Annotated in this window: 11 protein-coding genes, 1 pseudogene and 1 riboswitch; of the genes and pseudogenes, 3 read left to right on the forward strand and 9 right to left on the reverse strand. The window is 73.9% G+C overall.

Annotated features, from left to right (window positions below; all coding sequences use genetic code 11):
• The 7 genes and pseudogenes from ACIQ5Y_RS25880 to ACIQ5Y_RS25910 form a co-directional block, all read right to left on the reverse strand.
• Positions 1-1,539: a cobyrinate a,c-diamide synthase gene (locus ACIQ5Y_RS25880; RefSeq protein ID WP_403885112.1), complete on the reverse strand. Its 1,539-nt coding sequence runs from the start codon at positions 1,537-1,539 to the stop codon at positions 1-3.
• A gap of 11 nt (positions 1,540-1,550) precedes the next feature.
• Complete coding sequence (gene cobO, locus ACIQ5Y_RS25885; RefSeq protein ID WP_352212342.1) at positions 1,551-2,150, reverse strand: cob(I)yrinic acid a,c-diamide adenosyltransferase; 600 nt, start codon at positions 2,148-2,150, stop codon at positions 1,551-1,553.
• Positions 2,150-4,264 (reverse strand): putative cobaltochelatase, encoded by a 2,115-nt coding sequence (locus ACIQ5Y_RS25890; RefSeq protein WP_403884994.1) that lies wholly within the window; start codon positions 4,262-4,264, stop codon positions 2,150-2,152. The genes cobO and ACIQ5Y_RS25890 overlap by 1 nt, the downstream gene beginning before the upstream one ends.
• Positions 4,261-6,113 (reverse strand): annotated as a pseudogene (locus tag ACIQ5Y_RS25895) (cobyric acid synthase). Before ACIQ5Y_RS25895 ends, ACIQ5Y_RS25890 begins: the two are co-directional and overlap by 4 nt.
• Positions 6,110-7,075, reverse strand: a complete 966-nt coding sequence (locus ACIQ5Y_RS25900; RefSeq protein ID WP_403884997.1) for a cobalamin biosynthesis protein — start codon at positions 7,073-7,075, stop codon at positions 6,110-6,112. Before ACIQ5Y_RS25900 ends, ACIQ5Y_RS25895 begins: the two are co-directional and overlap by 4 nt.
• Positions 7,076-7,133: 58 nt before the next feature.
• Positions 7,134-7,217: riboswitch (cobalamin riboswitch) on the reverse strand.
• A gap of 153 nt (positions 7,218-7,370) precedes the next feature.
• Positions 7,371-7,592 (reverse strand): hypothetical protein, encoded by a 222-nt coding sequence (locus ACIQ5Y_RS25905; protein ID WP_384584431.1) that lies wholly within the window; start codon positions 7,590-7,592, stop codon positions 7,371-7,373.
• A 28-nt stretch (positions 7,593-7,620) separates the two neighbouring features.
• The gene (locus ACIQ5Y_RS25910; RefSeq protein ID WP_403885000.1) at positions 7,621-8,904 is read right to left on the reverse strand and encodes an anion permease; all 1,284 of its coding nucleotides are present in this window, start codon (positions 8,902-8,904) and stop codon (positions 7,621-7,623) included.
• A 322-nt stretch (positions 8,905-9,226) separates the two neighbouring features.
• Between ACIQ5Y_RS25910 and ACIQ5Y_RS25915 the strand changes: the two genes are divergently transcribed.
• Together ACIQ5Y_RS25915 and ACIQ5Y_RS25920 are read left to right on the forward strand one after the other, a co-directional pair.
• Positions 9,227-10,357: an alpha/beta hydrolase family protein gene (locus ACIQ5Y_RS25915; protein ID WP_403885003.1), complete on the forward strand. Its 1,131-nt coding sequence runs from the start codon at positions 9,227-9,229 to the stop codon at positions 10,355-10,357.
• Positions 10,358-10,474: 117 nt separating this feature from the next.
• On the forward strand, positions 10,475-11,878 hold the full coding sequence (locus ACIQ5Y_RS25920) for a hypothetical protein (protein ID WP_403885006.1): 1,404 nt from the start codon (positions 10,475-10,477) through the stop codon (positions 11,876-11,878).
• Positions 11,879-12,422: 544 nt separating this feature from the next.
• Here the strand turns inward: ACIQ5Y_RS25920 and ACIQ5Y_RS25925 are convergent.
• Both ACIQ5Y_RS25925 and ACIQ5Y_RS25930 read right to left on the reverse strand, forming a co-directional pair.
• Complete coding sequence (locus ACIQ5Y_RS25925) at positions 12,423-12,818, reverse strand: VOC family protein (protein ID WP_403885008.1); 396 nt, start codon at positions 12,816-12,818, stop codon at positions 12,423-12,425.
• Between the two features lie 63 nt (positions 12,819-12,881).
• A complete protein-coding gene (locus ACIQ5Y_RS25930; RefSeq protein WP_403885011.1) occupies positions 12,882-13,772 on the reverse strand; it encodes a neutral zinc metallopeptidase in 891 nt (296 codons plus the stop codon).
• A 251-nt stretch (positions 13,773-14,023) separates the two neighbouring features.
• Here ACIQ5Y_RS25930 and ACIQ5Y_RS25935 point away from each other — a divergent pair, with 251 nt between their 5' ends.
• Entirely contained in the window at positions 14,024-15,622 is a 1,599-nt protein-coding gene (locus tag ACIQ5Y_RS25935; protein ID WP_403885014.1) for an ABC-F family ATP-binding cassette domain-containing protein, read from the forward strand.
• Positions 15,623-15,798: the final 176 nt, after the last annotated feature.

Raw genomic sequence — 15,798 nt, forward strand, 5'->3', positions numbered from 1 at the left:
TCACGGCCGGCTCGCCGCCGCTTCCACGAACCGGTGCGCGACGGAAGGCTCCGCCGCCCAGTGCGTGTGCAGGTAGCTGGCGTGCACACCGTGCTGTACGAAGCCCTCGACGCGGCGCTCCGGGTGCGTGAACCCCCACGCGGGGGCCGCACCGGCACCCGGCTCGATCACCGTGCGGTGGAACTCGTGCCCGCGCAGCCGGGTCCCGGCGGCCGCGAGCGGGCTGTCGGACACCGCCACGGCCTCGCGGTAGCCCAGGGTGAGGCGTTCCGACATCCGCGCGTCGGCGTCGAGCACCCCGCACATGGGCTTCCCGTCGAGGGACCGAGCGAGGTACAGCAGCCCGGCGCATTCGGCCGCGACGGGGCCGCCCCGCGCGGCGAAGGCCGCCACGGCCGCGCGGAGCGGCTCGTTGGCGGACAGCTCGGGCGCGTACACCTCGGGGAACCCGCCACCGATCACGAGGCCGGCCGTCCCCTCGGGGAGAGCCTCGTCCCTGAGCGGGTCGAACGTGACGACCTCCGCGCCGGCGGCTTGCAGCAGCTCGGCGTGCTCGGCGTACGAGAACGTGAACGCGGCCCCGCCCGCGACGGCGACGACCGGTCGTCGGCTGGGGCTCCGCCCCAGACCCCGCGCCTCAAACGCCGGCGGGGCTGGATATGGCCGATGCCGTCCGTCGGACGAGGCCGGGGGGGTGGCGCCCGACGGGCCGGAGTGCCCGGAGGGCACTTCCAGCCCCGCCAGGGGGTACCTCCCAGCGGTAGCCGGGGGAGTTTGAGGCGCGGGGTTCGGGGCGGAGCCCCGAGTGCCCGCCAGGGCACCTTCCGGCGACCAGGCGACGCAGTCCAACTCCGGGGCCGTACGGGCCAGCGCCAGCAGGGCCTCCAGGTCGCACCCCGCCCGGACCTGCTCGGCCAGCGCCGCGACGGCGGCCACCGCGTCGGCCCGCCGCTCGGCGACCGGCACCAGACCCAGGTGCCGGGACGGCGCGGCCACCTGAGGAGCACGCCGCAGGACGCCGAGCACCGGCATCCCCGCCTCCTCCAGGGCCTCCCGCAGCATCGCCTCGTGCCGGTCGGAGCCGACCTTGTTCAGGATCACTCCCCCCAGCCGCACCTGCGGGTCGAAGGACGCGAAGCCGTGCACCAGCGCCGCCACCGAACGCGACTGCGAAGAGGCGTCGACCACCAGCACCACCGGCGCCCGCAGCAGCTTCGCCACCTGCGCCGTCGACGCCAGCTCGCCCCGGCCCGCCGCCCCGTCGTACAGCCCCATCACGCCCTCGACCACGGCGAGGTCGCACCCGGAGGCCCCGTGCGCGAACAGCGGGGCGACCAGCTCCGGCCCGCACATGAAGGCGTCCAGGTTGCGCCCCGGGCGGCCGGTGGCGAGCGCGTGGTAGCCGGGGTCGATGTAGTCAGGACCGGCCTTGTGCGGGGACACGGCGAGGCCGCGTTCCGAGAAGGCCGCCATCAGGCCCGTGGCGACGGTGGTCTTGCCGCTGCCGGAGGACGGTGCGGCGATGACCAGCCGCGGCATGTCGAACGAGGTCACCACTCGATGCCCTTCTGGCCCTTCTGACCGGCGTCCATCGGGTGCTTCACCTTGGTCATCTCGGTGACGAGATCCGCGAACTCCACCAGCTTCTCCGGCGCGTTGCGGCCGGTGATCACCACGTGCTGGGTGCCGGGACGATTCCGCAGCACCTCGATGACCTCGTCGACGTCGATCCAGCCCCAGTGCATCGGGTACGCGAACTCGTCGAGCACGTACAGCCTGTGCGTCTCGGCGGCCAGATCGCGCTTGACCTGCTCCCAGCCCTCCTTGGCGGCCTGCTCGTTGTCGAGCTGCGCGTCCCGCTGGACCCAGGACCAGCCCTCGCCCATCTTGTGCCAGACGACCGAGCCGCCCTCGCCGGAGGCGCCGAGCACCTTCAGCGCGTTCTCCTCGCCGACCTTCCACTTCGCCGACTTGACGAACTGGAACACCCCGATCGGCCAGCCCTGGTTCCACGCGCGCAGCGCCAGCCCGAAGGCCGCCGTGGACTTGCCCTTGCCGGGGCCGGTGTGGACGAAGACGAGCGGACGGTTGCGGCGCTGGCGCGTCGTGAGTCCGTCGTCCGGAACGACGGTCGGCTGTCCCTGCGGCATTACGCGGCCCTCCTGGAGACGCTGTTGGGTGACGCAGTGTGGGTCACTGCGGTACGTACGTTCTTCACGAGCCCGGCGAGCGAGTCGGCCCGCAGCCCGTCGAGCGTGACGGCGGGCGCCCCGAGGTCGGCGGCCAGCACCCCGGCCAGCCCCAGCCGGACCGGCCCGGACTCGCAGTCCACGACCACCGACGCGACGCCCTCCGCGGCCAGCAGCCGGGCACTGCGCCCCGACAGCTCGCGCGGGTCCCCGCCGACGGCCCCGGCCGACGTGGCCCGGCCGTCGGTGACGACCACGAGCAGCGGGCGGCGGCTCGGATCGCGCAGCCGCTCGATCCGCAGCACCTCGTGCGCCTTCAGCAGCCCCGCGGCGAGCGGGGTGCGGCCGCCGGTCGGCAGCTGCTCCAGCCGGACCGCGGCCGCGTCCACCGAGGAGGTGGGCGGCAGCGCCAGCTCGGCGCCGGAGCCGCGGAACGTGATCAGGCCGACCTTGTCCCGGCGCTGGTAGGCGTCCAGCAGCAGCGAGAGCACGGCCCCCTTGACGGCGCTCATGCGCTGCCGGGCCGCCATCGAGCCCGAGGCGTCGACGCAGAACAGCACGAGGTTGCCCTCGCGGCCCTCCCGCGTCGCCTGCCGCAGGTCGTCCTTGCGGATGACCAGGCCGCGCCCGGCCCGGCCGCGCGCCTTCTGGTGCGGGGCGGCCGCGTGCACGGTGGCCGCCAGGTGCAGCTTCGTCAGCTGGCCCCGGGGCCGCTGCGAGCCGGTGGTCCGGCCGTGGGCGGTACGGGCCCGCGAACGCCGCCCCGCCGCGCCCTCGCCGAGCCCCGGCACGCTCAGCACCTTGGCGCGGAACGGGTCGGAAGCCCGTACGGCGGCCTGCTCGGGAGCAGCCGCGCCGCCGCCTCCTTGGGCGGAGGGCTGCGGGGTGTCGGGCCGCTGCTCGGGGGTCTCGGAAGGGGCCTCGGCGGGCGCCTCGGGGGCCTCCGCCGGGCCGCCGCCCTCGGGGCCGCCGCCCTGCGGGGGTACGCCACCGCCTCCTTCGGGGCCGCCGCCGTTGTCGTCCGGCCCCTCCGGCTCCGGATCGGGCTCCGGCTCCGGCTCCTCGTCGGGGAACCGGTCGAGGATCTCGTCCAGCTTGTCCTCGTCCAGGCCCGGCGCGTCGAAGGGGTTGCGGCGCCGCCGGTGGGGGAGCGCCAGCAGGGCCGCCTGCCGCACGTCCTCCTTGCGCACCTCGGTCCGCCCGGCCCAGGCCGCCAGCGCCGTCGCGGTCCGGGCCATCACGATGTCGGCCCGCATGCCGTCGACCTCGAAGCCGGCGCAGGTCGCGGCGATCTGGAGCAGCGCGTTGTCGCCGAGCGCCACCTTCGGGAGCAACGCCCGAGCGGCCACCACCCGGGCGCGGACCTCGTGTTCGTCGCCCGCCCAGCGGGTCGCGAAGCCCGCCGGATCGTCCTCGTACGCGAGCCGGCGGCGCACCACCTCCACCCGCTGGGCGGGCTCGCGGGAGGCCGCGACCTCGACGGTCAGCCCGAACCGGTCGAGGAGCTGCGGGCGCAGCTCGCCCTCCTCGGGGTTCATCGTGCCGACGAGGAGGAAACGGGCGGCGTGGCGGACCGAGACGCCCTCGCGCTCCACGTACGAGGCGCCCATCGCGGCGGCGTCGAGGAGGAGGTCGATCAGGTGGTCGTGGAGGAGGTTCACCTCGTCCACGTAGAGGATGCCGCGGTGGGCGTCGGCGAGCAGCCCGGGCTCGAAGGCCTTCACACCTTCGGAGAGGGCCCGCTCGATGTCGAGGGCGCCGACGAGGCGGTCCTCGGAGGCGCCGACGGGCAGCTCCACCATCCGGGCGGGGCGGGCGTCGCCGGCCCCGGGCTCGTGCGGGCCGTCGGGGCACGCGGGATCCGGCGCCGCCGGAGCGCAGCTGAACCGGCACCCGGGGACGACGTCCACCTGCGGCAGCAGGGCCGACAGGGCGCGCACGGCGGTGGACTTGGCGGTCCCCTTCTCACCGCGCACGAGCACCCCACCGACGGCCGGGCTCACGGCGTTGAGCAGGAGCGCCAGCCGCAGGTCGGTCTGGCCGACCACTGCGGTGAACGGGTAGGGCGTGCTCATGCGTTGCTCACTCCTTCTGTACGAGTGCGGGTGCGGGTACTTCCGGTCGGTGCGGGGTGGCCGGGGGCGCGGGTGCCGCTGCGCGGAGCTGCTCCCCGCCCCGCCCTTTCACCGTTTCCCGGGGCTCCGCCCCGGACCCCGCGCCTCAAACGCCGGCGAGGCTGGAATTGCCCTGCGGGCAATCCAGCCCGCGCGGCGTTTGAGCGCACCGGGCGCGGAGCGCCCGGGTCTTTCAGCCGCGCCGGCGATTGAGGCGCGGGGTCAGGGGCGGAGCCCCTGGGAAAGGGCGAAGGGCGGGTAGGGGAACTGCCCCGCAGGGTCCCGCCCGTCACGGCGCGCCCGGCGGGAGGAACGGCAGGCCCGCCGGGGCGCCGCTCTCGATCAGCCGAAGCAGCGCATGCGTATCGGCGTGCTCCTCGATCAGATCGCCCAGCAGGTCCAGCTGTTCCTCCCGCAGCGCGGAGAATGACGTGTCCGGCGCCGGCACGAAGCGGCGCCCCGCAGCCGAGGCCACCTCCCGGAGGAACGCCCGGCGGAAGCCGTCCGACTCCAGCGAGCCGTGCCAGTGGGTACCCCACACCGATCCGACCCGGCACCCGTCCAGGAACGGCTCCCCGCCCAGGACTTCGGCCACGCCGTGGTGGATCTCGTACCCGTCCACAGGCTCGCCCAGCGCGGAACCCGAGGGCCGGGCCAGGGTCTTCTCCACGGCGAAGCGCACGCGGACCGGCAGCAGCCCGAGGCCTTCCACCTCACCGGCCTTCGACTCGACCTCGTCCGAGATCCGCTCGCCCAGCACCTGGAACCCGCCGCAGATGCCCAGCACCGGCCGCCCCTCGGCGGCCCGCCTCGCGAGCGCGTCCGCGAGTCCGCGTTCGCGCAGCCACTCCAGGGCCTTCACCGTGCCGCGGGTACCCGGTACGACGACCAGGTCCGCGTCCGCCAGCTCCTCGGCCCGGTCCACGAACCGGACCACGACCCCCGGCTCCGCCGCGAGCGCGTCGACGTCCGTGAAGTTCGACATCAACGGCACCGCGCACACCGCGACCCGCAGCACGTCCTCGCCGACCGGCGGGGCGACCACGGACTCGCGCACGGCACCCCGCAGGGAGACCCGCAGGCCGTCCTCCTCGTCGATGCCGAGCCCGTGCTTGAAGGGGAGCACCCCGTACGTCGACCGGCCCGTCAGCCCGCGCAGCATCTCCATGCCCGGCTCCAGCAGCGAGACGTCGCCCCGGAACTTGTTCACCATGTAGCCGGCGATCAGCGGCTGGTCCTCGGGCGACAGCAGCGCCGTCGTACCGAAGAAGGACGCGAAGACCCCGCCCCGGTCGATGTCCCCGACCACGACCACCGGGAACCGCGCGGCCCGCGCGATCCCCATGTTCACGATGTCGGTCCGGCGCAGGTTGATCTCGGCCGGACTCCCCGCCCCCTCGCAGATCACGGCGTCATACGTGCCCCGCAGCTGCTCCAGGCAGTCCGTGACGATGCCGAGGAGCTGTTCCTGCCGGCCGCCGTGGTAGCCGCGGGCGCTCATCTCGCCGACCGGCTTGCCCAGCAGCACCACCTGGCTGCTGCGGTCGCTGCCGGGCTTGAGCAGGACCGGGTTCATCAGCGCGGTCGGCTCCACGCGGGCCGCCTGGGCCTGCATGGCCTGGGCGCGCCCGATCTCGGCACCCTCCAGGGTCACGAAGGAGTTCAGCGACATGTTCTGCGCCTTGAAGGGCGCCACCTTCACGCCCTGGCGGACCAGCCAGCGGCAGATGCCCGCCGTGACCACGCTCTTGCCCGCGTCGGACGTGGTGCCCGCGACCAGCAGTCCGCCGCCGCGCTTCGCGCCGCTCATGCGCGTCCCCTCCGTGCTCGTGATGTACGTGCCACCAACGTCCGTGCCGCGACACAGGCGCCCAGCGCCAACCAGGTCACCCGCCGTGACAGCCGTACCGCCCGTTCGATGTCGGCGACCTCGACGGGCCGCCCCGTCCCGCCGTTGAGCACGGCCCGGTGCTCGACCCGCCCGCCGTAGGCCAGGGTCCCGCCGAGCCGTACGCCGAGCGCCCCCGCGAAGGAGGCCTCCACCGGTCCGGCGTTCGGGCTCGGGTGCGCGGCCGCGTCCGCGCGCCAGGCCCGGACCGCCCCCCGACGGTCCGGGCCGGCCGCCACCGCGGCGAGGGCCGTGAGCCGGGCTCCCGGCCAGCCCGCCAGGTCGTCGAGGCGGGCGGAGGCCCAGCCGTAGCGCAGGTAGCGGGGGGACTTGTGGCCGACCATCGCGTCCAGGGTGTTCACGGCGCGGAAGAACAGCAGCCCGGGAACCCCGGCCACGGCTCCCCACACCAGGGCGCCGACCACCGCGTCGGAGGTGTTCTCCGCGACCGACTCCACCACGGCGCGGGCCATCTGCTGTTCGTCCAGGGCCTGCGGGTCGCGCCCGCACAGGTGCGGCAGTCGTTCCCGTGCCACCTCGGCGTCCCCTGCGGCGAGCGCGCCGCCGATGGCGCGGGCCTCCCGGCCCAGCGAGGTGCCGCCGACGACGGCCCAGGTGGCGGCGGCGGTCAGGGCGATACGGGCGGCCGCGGGCCGGGAGCGCACGGCGCGGGCTCCGAGCGCGCCGACGGCGGCAGCGCCCCCGGCGCACACCAGGGTGTGCAGGAGGCCCCGGGCGCGGTCGTCGCGCCACAGGGCGCGCTCGACGGCGGCGGCGGTTCGTCCGAAGGCGGCCACGGGGTGCCCGCGGCGCGGATCACCGAGGATCCGGTCGCCGATCAGGCCCGCCGCGGCGCCGTACGCGAAGACGCGATCGGCACGCATGGTGGCAGGTATGTCCTCACTCAGGGTCCGCGCCCTGGTTCGACGTGTCCGGCGGCGAGAGTTCCTGGCTCCCGGGGCGCACTCGGCGGAGTGCCCCGGTGACAGTGGCGGGACCGCGCCGGATTCGCACCGGACTTCCTCTCCATGCCGCCGTATTGGCTCGGGCAGTCCACCACGCACCGAGAACGCCCGTCAACTCGCCGTTGACCTGCGGCGGGGTACGCGAAAACTCCCCCCGGGAGAGCCCGGAGGGAGCGTTCACATGTGGTGCCTCGTGTCCGAGGTGCCCCGTGTCCTACGAGACGATCAGGTAGATCCCGTAGCCCACGGCCACCGCGACGAGCGCGAAGCAGGCGTACGCGCCGCTGCGGGCGAGGGTGGCGCTGCCGCCCTGCTCGGTGGCGGCCTCGTGCTTGGACAGGCCGACCAGGCCCAGGGTGAACAGGGCCACGAGGGCGACGGTGGCGGAGAGGCTGACTCCGAAGACGGAGCCGAGGGCTGCCCAGTCGATCTTCATACCGCTGATTCCTCTGTCGTTCTCGGGGTCAGACCGCTGCGGCCGGGGCCGCGGGGGTCGTCGTCGCGGCCGGGATGGTGGCCTTGAGGTCCTCGTCCGTGACCTCGGAGGTCGTCGCCGCGGCGCCGGTACCGGCGGCTGCGACGGTCGGCGGGACGGTGACGGCGGCCATGGCCGTGGTGACCACGCCCGGCGCCTCGGCGGCGGCCGGAGCCACCTCGTTGACGTTGTTGTGGTCGACGACCTGGCGGCGCGAGATGAACCAGATGGCGGCGCAGGAGGCGACCAGGAAGACCGCCACGGCGGCGACGCCCACGTCACCGGTACGCATGATCAGCTCGGCGCCGGCGGAGACCACGGCGGCGGCCGGCAGGGTCAGGCCCCAGGCGATGAACATGCGGGTCGCGGTGGACCAGCGGACCACGCCGCCCTTGCGTCCCAGGCCCGCACCCATGACGGCGCCGGAGCACGCGTGGGTGGTGGAGAGGGAGAAGCCGAGGGAGGAGGAGGCCAGGATGACGCTGGCGGCCGAGGTCTGGGCGGCGAAGCCCTGCTGCGGCTGCAGGTCGGTCAGGCCGGAGCCCATGGTGCGGATGATGCGCCAGCCGCCGAGGTAGGTGCCCATCGCGATGGCCAGACCGGCGGAGACGATGACCCAGACCGGCGGGTTGGAGCCGGGGGCGATGGCGCCGCCGGCGACGAGCGCCAGCGTGATGATGCCCATCGTCTTCTGCGCGTCGTTGGTGCCGTGCGCGAGGGAGACCAGACCGGCCGAGGCGATCTGACCGGCGCGGTAACCCTTGGCGGAGGTCTTCTCGCCGACCTGGCCGCCGATCTTGTAGGTGACCCGGGCGGCCAGCATCGAGGCCACACCGGCCACGATCGGCGCCGCGACGGCGGGGATCAGCACCTTGGTGACGACGACGTCGCCGTTGACCGCTCCCAGACCGGCGGACGCGACCGCGGCGCCGATCAGGCCGCCCATGAGGGCGTGGGAGGAGCTGGACGGCAGGCCGATCAGCCAGGTGACGAGGTTCCAGAGGATCGCTCCGACCAGCGCGGCGAAGATCACCTCTGGCTGGATGCCCTCTTCGTTGACGAGGCCCTTGGAGATCGTCTTGGCGACCTCGACGGACATGAACGCGCCGACCAGGTTGAGCACGGCGGACATTGCCACCGCCGTCTTGGGCTTGAGGGCGCCGGTCGAGATGGTGGTCGCCATCGCGTTGGCTGTGTCGTGGAAACCGTTCGTGAAGTCGAACACGAGAGCGGTGATGATCACGATCCCGAGGAGAAGCGTTATGTGCTCCATTTACCCAGGCTTCTGTTTGACGTCAGTGGCTCGCCGACCGTAGGCAACCTGGGTGAACGGAAGATGAACTGACATGGGCGGAGCGGTGTACCGGCCAGTGGCTCGATCGGACCATTCGTCCTGATTCTCCCGTAGATAACTCGATAAATGCACGTCAAAGCGGGGTGAACGAACCCCTCCGCACCGGCTCCGTGGCGTATACGAGCGCCCGTCCCGGCGTCGAAAGAGACCTAGATCACGCCGCCCCGCGCACGGCCCGACGCGGTCCTCGGAACGATCTCCTCCGGTGGCCCGCCGGAGCTCACGCACCGACACTGGAGCGGTGCGTACCGCCACAGCGACGGCAGCGGCCGTCACCACGACCCTCCTGGGAGCCGGCGCGGCCGCCGTCGCGGCCGGCCGGTACGCCGCCGACGCGGCCCTGCGGCCCGAGCCCGGCCGCCCGCTGCCCGGCGGCGCCCGGCTCAGCGTCCACTCCACCGCCGCCGGCCGGATCACGCTGACCCGCACCCTCGCCTCCCTGCGCCCCGGCACCTACGGCCTGACCGCGCCCGGGGTGCACGCCGTCGTCGGGCCCGTGATCACCGGGGCCGAGCACGACCCCGACGCCGTCGTGCGACGGCTCGTCGCCGTCACCCACGGCACCCTCGACCCCGGCACCCGGGTCCAGCTCACCCCCCAGGTCCACATAGGCAACCCGCGCACCGCCCTCGGGCTCGACCACGCCGACGTCGACGTCCCCGGGGAGCTCGGCGCGCTGCCCGCCTGGTTCCTGCCGGAGGACCGCGACACCTGGGTGATCACCGTGCACGGCCTCGGCGGCAGCCGGGAGCACCCGATGGTGGTCATGCCGTTCCTGCACCGCAGCCGCTTCCCCGTCCTCGACCTCGCCTACCGCGGCGACCTCGGCGCCCCCGCCTCCCCGGACGGCCTCGGCCACCTCGGTGAATCGGAGTGGCGCGACGTGGACGCCGCCATCCGCTACGCCCTGCGCTACGGAGCCCGGCGGGTGATCCTGCACGGCTGGTCCACCGGCGCCACCATGGCCCTGTACGCCGCCGAGCGCTCCGCGCTGGCCGACCGGATCTCCGGGCTGGTCCTCGACTCGCCCGTACTCGACTGGCACGCCACCCTGCGCAGGCTCGCCGTGGCCCGCCACACCCCGGCCCCGGTGGTGCCGCTCGCCGTCTGGGCCGCCGAGGGCCGCGCGGGGCTGCGCGCCGACCGCCGCCCGCCCGGCGGCGACCCGGGCGCGCTGCGCGTCCCCGTCCTGATCTTCCACGGACCCGACGACACGCTCGCCCCCTGGGAGCCCTCCCGCCGGCTCGCCGCGGCGCGCCCCGATCTCGTCCAGCTGCGCACCGTCGGCGGGGCCGAGCACGGCGCGATGTGGAACGCGGACCCGGCGGGTTACGAGGAAGCCCTGCGCCGCTTCCTCACCCCTTTGATGTGAAGACCGTGAGGCGCAGGAGCTCCCGAGGGGATGTTGTCCGGGTCTGTCACCCCCGCGAGCAGTGACAACGGCCGATTCCGTTTGGGCTTTCGGCCGGTGACGGGCGAGACTGCTTCCGTGACGTCCCGAAAGCCTGATGAGCAGTTGGCTCGCGACTCCAGACTCCGACTCGTCTCCCCGCGCTCGGTCGCCGCGGCCCGCAAGGCGGTGACCGACCGACGCACCCGGCCCGCCCAGCGGCCCCCGGCCGGCACGCCCGCCACGGCCGACCTCGCGAACCGGGCCCGCGCCTCGCTCGCCGACGCCGTGCGCCTGACCCGCTGGGCGGAACTCAACCTCGGTGCGGGCGATGGCGGCAGGCCCGCGCCCACGGGCGCCCTGCCCGCCGTCGACGTCGAACGCGCCGCCGGGGAACTGAACCTGACGCACGGCCAGATCCGTGTCGGCTGGGACCGCGCCCGGCTCGCCGGCCTCGTCGAGGTGCACGGTGGCCACGCCCGGCCCGGCTGGCGGCTGCGCGCCTGGGACCGCGACGACTCCGCCGTCCTGCGCGGCTGGGTCGCCCTCTTCGACGCCTGGTCACTGGTCCACCCCGCCCCCGCCGACATCGCCCCCGAGGCCGTCGCCGAGGTCGTCGAGGCCATGCCCCAACTCCTCTCCCTGCTCCAGCTGTCGGACGGCCCCGTGACCGTCCCCGACCTGCTCGACCTGCTCGGGCAGCGCGTCGCCGAACTGCAGGGCGAGCGCTGCGAAGTCCCGTACGAGGACCCGTCCGAGGCCGCCCGTACCGGCGCCGCCGTCCCGCTCGCCCGGCTGCTGCGCTGGGCGCTCGGGGGGCTCGCCGCCGTGGACGCCGTCACCCTGGGCCCCGCGCGGGCCGCGCTCACCCCCCTCGGCAGCTGGGCGGTCTGGGTCAAGCTGGAGCAGATCTGCGTCGCCGCGCAGAGCCCGGCCGGCAACATCGAGCAGTCCGCCGCCGCCATGCTGCACGGCTGCGCCCGGCTCACCCCCGGACCCGCCCGCGCCGAGTACCAGGCCTGGCTCGCCGCCCGGCCCGTCGGCCACGCCGTGAGCGAGCTGCTGCACGCCGCCCGCGGCGAGGACGCCCTGCTGCGCGGGCTCGCCTTCGAGGCGCTGCGCGTCGTCGGCGCTCCCGCCGAGCCCGAGGTCCGCGCGGCCGTACGCGAACCGGCCCTGCGCCCCTACGCCTTGCTCTGGCTCGCCGAGCACGACGGGGTCGACCCCGACGAGGCGCAGGACGTCCTCACCGCCGAGGAGTCGACCTGGCTCTGGGTGGACACCGCCGCCGCCATCGCCGACCACGGCGAAGCCGAGCTGCTGGCCCGCCACCTGGACTCGGCCGTGCGCACCACCGTGCCCCGGCTGCTGGACGAGGTCCGCGCGGTCGGCCACCCGCGCACCGTGCAGGTCCTGGTCGCGCTGGCCGCGGCCCACCCCGACCCGTCCCTCGCCAAGGCGGTGCGCCGAGCCGCCTTCCAGGTCCACACGGGCGGCGCGTGACGGCCTCCGGCCCGGCCACACCATCCACCCCGCCCGGCGTCCCTCCAGCCGCACCGCTGAGGACCGGGTCCACCTCCAGCCTCGCCGGCGTTTGAGGACCGGGTCCACCTCCAGCCTCGCCGGCGTTTGAGGGCGGGGGTACCTCCCAGCGGTAGCTGGGGGAGGGTCCGGGCGGAGCCCGGGGAACGGTGGAAGGGCGGGTAGGGGACGGCTCCGCGCAGCGGCACCCACCCCGGGGCCGCGCCTACGGGCCGTCGTGGCCGGGCGCGCGGCGGGGCACCTCCTCGGGCGTCGAACGTGACGAGGCAGCGGACATGTACGGCGTGGTTGTGTTCGACGCCCTGCGGGGGCGCCCCGCCGCACGCCCGGCCCCGCCGGCGCGGGAGCGTGGACGGTGCGGGGCAGCCCGGTGGCGCCGACGCACCGCGCCCTGCGGGGGCGCCCCGCCGCGCAGCCGATCCCGCCGGTGCGGGGGTACGGGGCCGCGGGGACACCCCGGCGGGACGGTTTCGGGGGCGCGGGGGCGCCCCGACGCGCAGCCGGCTCAGACCTGCGGCGCGTACGTCCCGAAGCTCCAGATGTTGCCCTCGGCGTCCGCGGCCATGTAGTCGCGGGAGCCGTAGTCCTGGTCGGTGGGCTCCATCAGGATCTCCACCCCGTGCTCGGCCGCCCGCCGGTGGTGGCCGTCCACGTCGTCGACCAGGACGTAGATCCCCGTGGGGCCGGCGCCCTCCATGGCCTTGTCGAACGCCCCGCCCCTGCCCTTGCTGCCCAGCATCACGACGCCGTTGCCGTACGCCAGCTCCGCGTGCGTCACGGATCCGTCCTCACCCTCGTACACCGCGACCTGACTGAACCCGAAGGCCTCGGTCAGCAGCTTGATGGCCGCCTTGGCGTCGCGGTAGAGCAGCGTGGGACAGATGGACGGAACGCCTGCCATGACGATCACTCCCTCTCGTGCCGGTGACGCGCGTCACACCAGCATGGCAGGAGGGGCCGACAGTCAGCGGAAGGTGTTGCACTGGGCCATGTCACCGGTGCGGTAGCCCTGGTAGAACCACTGCCGGCGCTGCTCGGCCGAGCCGTGCGTCCAGGATTCCGGGGTCACCCGGCCCTGGAACTTCTCCTGGATCCGGTCGTCGCCGACCGCCGCCGCCGCGTCCAGCCCGTCCCTGATGTCCTGGTCGGTCACGCTGGTGATCAGCGGCCGCCCGGTGGACTCGTCCGGGGTCTTCGTCGCGTTGTGCGCCCACACCCCGGCGTAGCAGTCGGCCTGGAGCTCCACCTTGACCGCGTTGCTGTTCGCGCCCTGCTGCCCGTCCTGCGCCCGCTGGAGCGTCCCCATCAGGTTCTGGATGTGGTGCCCGTACTCGTGGGCCACGACGTAGGCCTGGGCGAACGGGCCGCCGCTCGCGCCGAACTTCGTCCGCAGCTCGTTGAAGAAGCCCAGGTCCAGATAGACCTGGCGGTCGGCGGGGCAGTAGAAGGGGCCGACCGCGGAGGTGGCCGCCCCGCAGGCGGTGTTCACCCGGCCCGTGAAGAAGACCGTCGACGCCGGGGCGTACCGGCCGCCGCGCCTGGTGAACTCCTGCCTCCAGAAGTCCTGGGTGCTGTTGACCACCGCGACGAGCCGGCAGTCCTCGCGCGTGTTCGCGTCCTGCCCCGTCCGGCAGGCCTGCTGCACCTGGCCGACGGACGAGGAGGCCGGCGCCGGCTCCTCGTCCCCGGACGACAGGCCCAGCTGGTCCGGGCCCACCCCGAAGAGCAGCCCCAGGACCAGCGCGATCAAGCCGACGATGCCGCCGCCGACCGTGGCCCGCCCGCCCGGGATGCGGCTGCCGCGCACATCCTTGACCTCGGAGGTGTCCAGATTGGCGTTGTCGTCGAACTGCATCCCGCACCGCCCTCGCGATCCACGTGCCGCCCTGTGGCGAGTACCAACCCGTTCATCCTCGTACGTGCCCCGGCCCACCGGTGCGATCGCTGGGCCGAACGGGGGACGGGACGTCCGGGCCCACGGCCCGGAAAGTAGTTGCGCACCCCCGGTAGAATGAATCCCATGGCAAATCTCCTCGCGGATTAGCGGCGTCGAAGCTTCGCGTCCTGCCCCCCTTCCGCCGTCCCGACCCGCCCTGGAGTATTTCCGTGATCACCGCCACCGGCATCGAGCTGCGCGCCGGCGCCCGCGTCCTCATCGAGTCCGCTTCCTTCCGCATCGCCAAGGGCGACCGCATCGGCCTGGTCGGCCGCAACGGAGCGGGCAAGACCACCCTCACCAAGTGCCTCGCGGGCGAAGGGCAGCCCACGGGCGGCTCCATCACCCGCTCGGGTGAGGTCGGCTACCTCCCGCAGGACCCCCGCACCGGTGACCTCGACGTCCTGGCCCGCGACCGGATCCTGTCCGCGCGCGGTCTCGACGTACTGATCAAGAAGATGCGCATGAACGAGGAGCGCATCGCCACCGGCTCCGGCGCCACCCGCGAGAAGGCGCTCAAGCAGTACGAGCGCCAGGAGACCGAGTTCCTCACCAAGGGCGGTTACGCCGCCGAGTCCGAGGCCGCGACCATCTCGGCCGCCCTCAGCCTGCCGGACCGGGTCCTCGGCCAGCCGCTGCACACCCTCTCCGGAGGTCAGCGCCGCCGCGTCGAGCTCGCCCGGATCCTCTTCTCGGACGCCGACACCCTGCTCCTCGACGAGCCCACGAACCACCTCGACGCCGACTCCATCGTCTGGCTGCGCGACTACCTCAAGAACTACCGCGGTGGCTTCGTCGTGATCTCCCACGACGTCGACCTGGTCGAGACCGTCGTCAACAAGGTCTTCTACCTCGACGCCAACCGCTCGGTCATCGACATCTACAACATGGGCTGGAAGCTCTACCAGCAGCAGCGCGAGGCCGACGAGAAGCGCCGCAAGCGCGAGCGCCAGAACGCCGAGAAGAAGGCCGCGGCCCTGAACTCGCAGGCCGACAAGATGCGCGCCAAGGCGACCAAGACCGTCGCCGCGCAGAACATGGCCAAGCGCGCCGAGCGGCTGCTGTCCGGCCTGGAAGCCGTGCGCGTCTCCGACAAGGTCGCCAAGCTGCGCTTCCCGGAGCCGGCGCCCTGCGGCAAGACCCCGCTGACGGCAGAGGGCCTTTCGAAGTCGTACGGCTCCCTGGAGATCTTCACCGACGTCGACCTGGCCATCGACAAGGGCTCCCGCGTCGTCATCCTCGGCCTCAACGGCGCCGGCAAGACCACGCTGCTGCGGCTGCTCGCGGGCGCGGAGAAGCCCGACACCGGCGAGGTCACCCCGGGCCACGGCCTCAAGCTCGGCTACTACGCCCAGGAGCACGAGACGCTCGACCCCGAGCGCACGGTCCTGGAGAACATGCGTTCCGCCGCGCCCGACCTGGACCTGGTCGACGTCCGCAAGACGCTGGGCTCCTTCCTGTTCTCCGGCGACGACGTGGACAAGCCGGCGGGCGTGCTCTCCGGCGGCGAGAAGACCCGTCTGGCCCTGGCCACGCTGGTCGTCTCCTCGGCGAACGTGCTGCTGCTCGACGAGCCCACCAACAACCTCGACCCGGCCAGCCGCGAGGAGATCCTGGGCGCGCTGCGCACGTACAAGGGTGCGGTCATCCTCGTCACGCACGACGAGGGCGCGGTCGAGGCGCTGGAGCCGGAGCGGATCATCCTGCTCCCGGACGGCGTCGAGGACCTGTGGGGCCCGGACTACCGGGACCTGGTGGCCCTCGCCTGAGCCCCGTCCGGCCCCTCCGCCCCGTCCACGCGGTCTGATCCAGTTCCTTATGGATCATTCGGCTCAGGGGTGATCCATCATCTGAGTGAGACGGTCTGGTACCGCTCTACGACGTAAGACGGCCCCGGTCGCGCCCGAACAGGTGCGTGACCGGGGCCGTCGGTTTTCCGGTGCCG

It is taken from the genome of Streptomyces sp. NPDC096339 (assembly GCF_044762985.1).
In the GTDB taxonomy this organism is placed as follows: Bacteria; Actinomycetota; Actinomycetes; order Streptomycetales; family Streptomycetaceae; genus Streptomyces.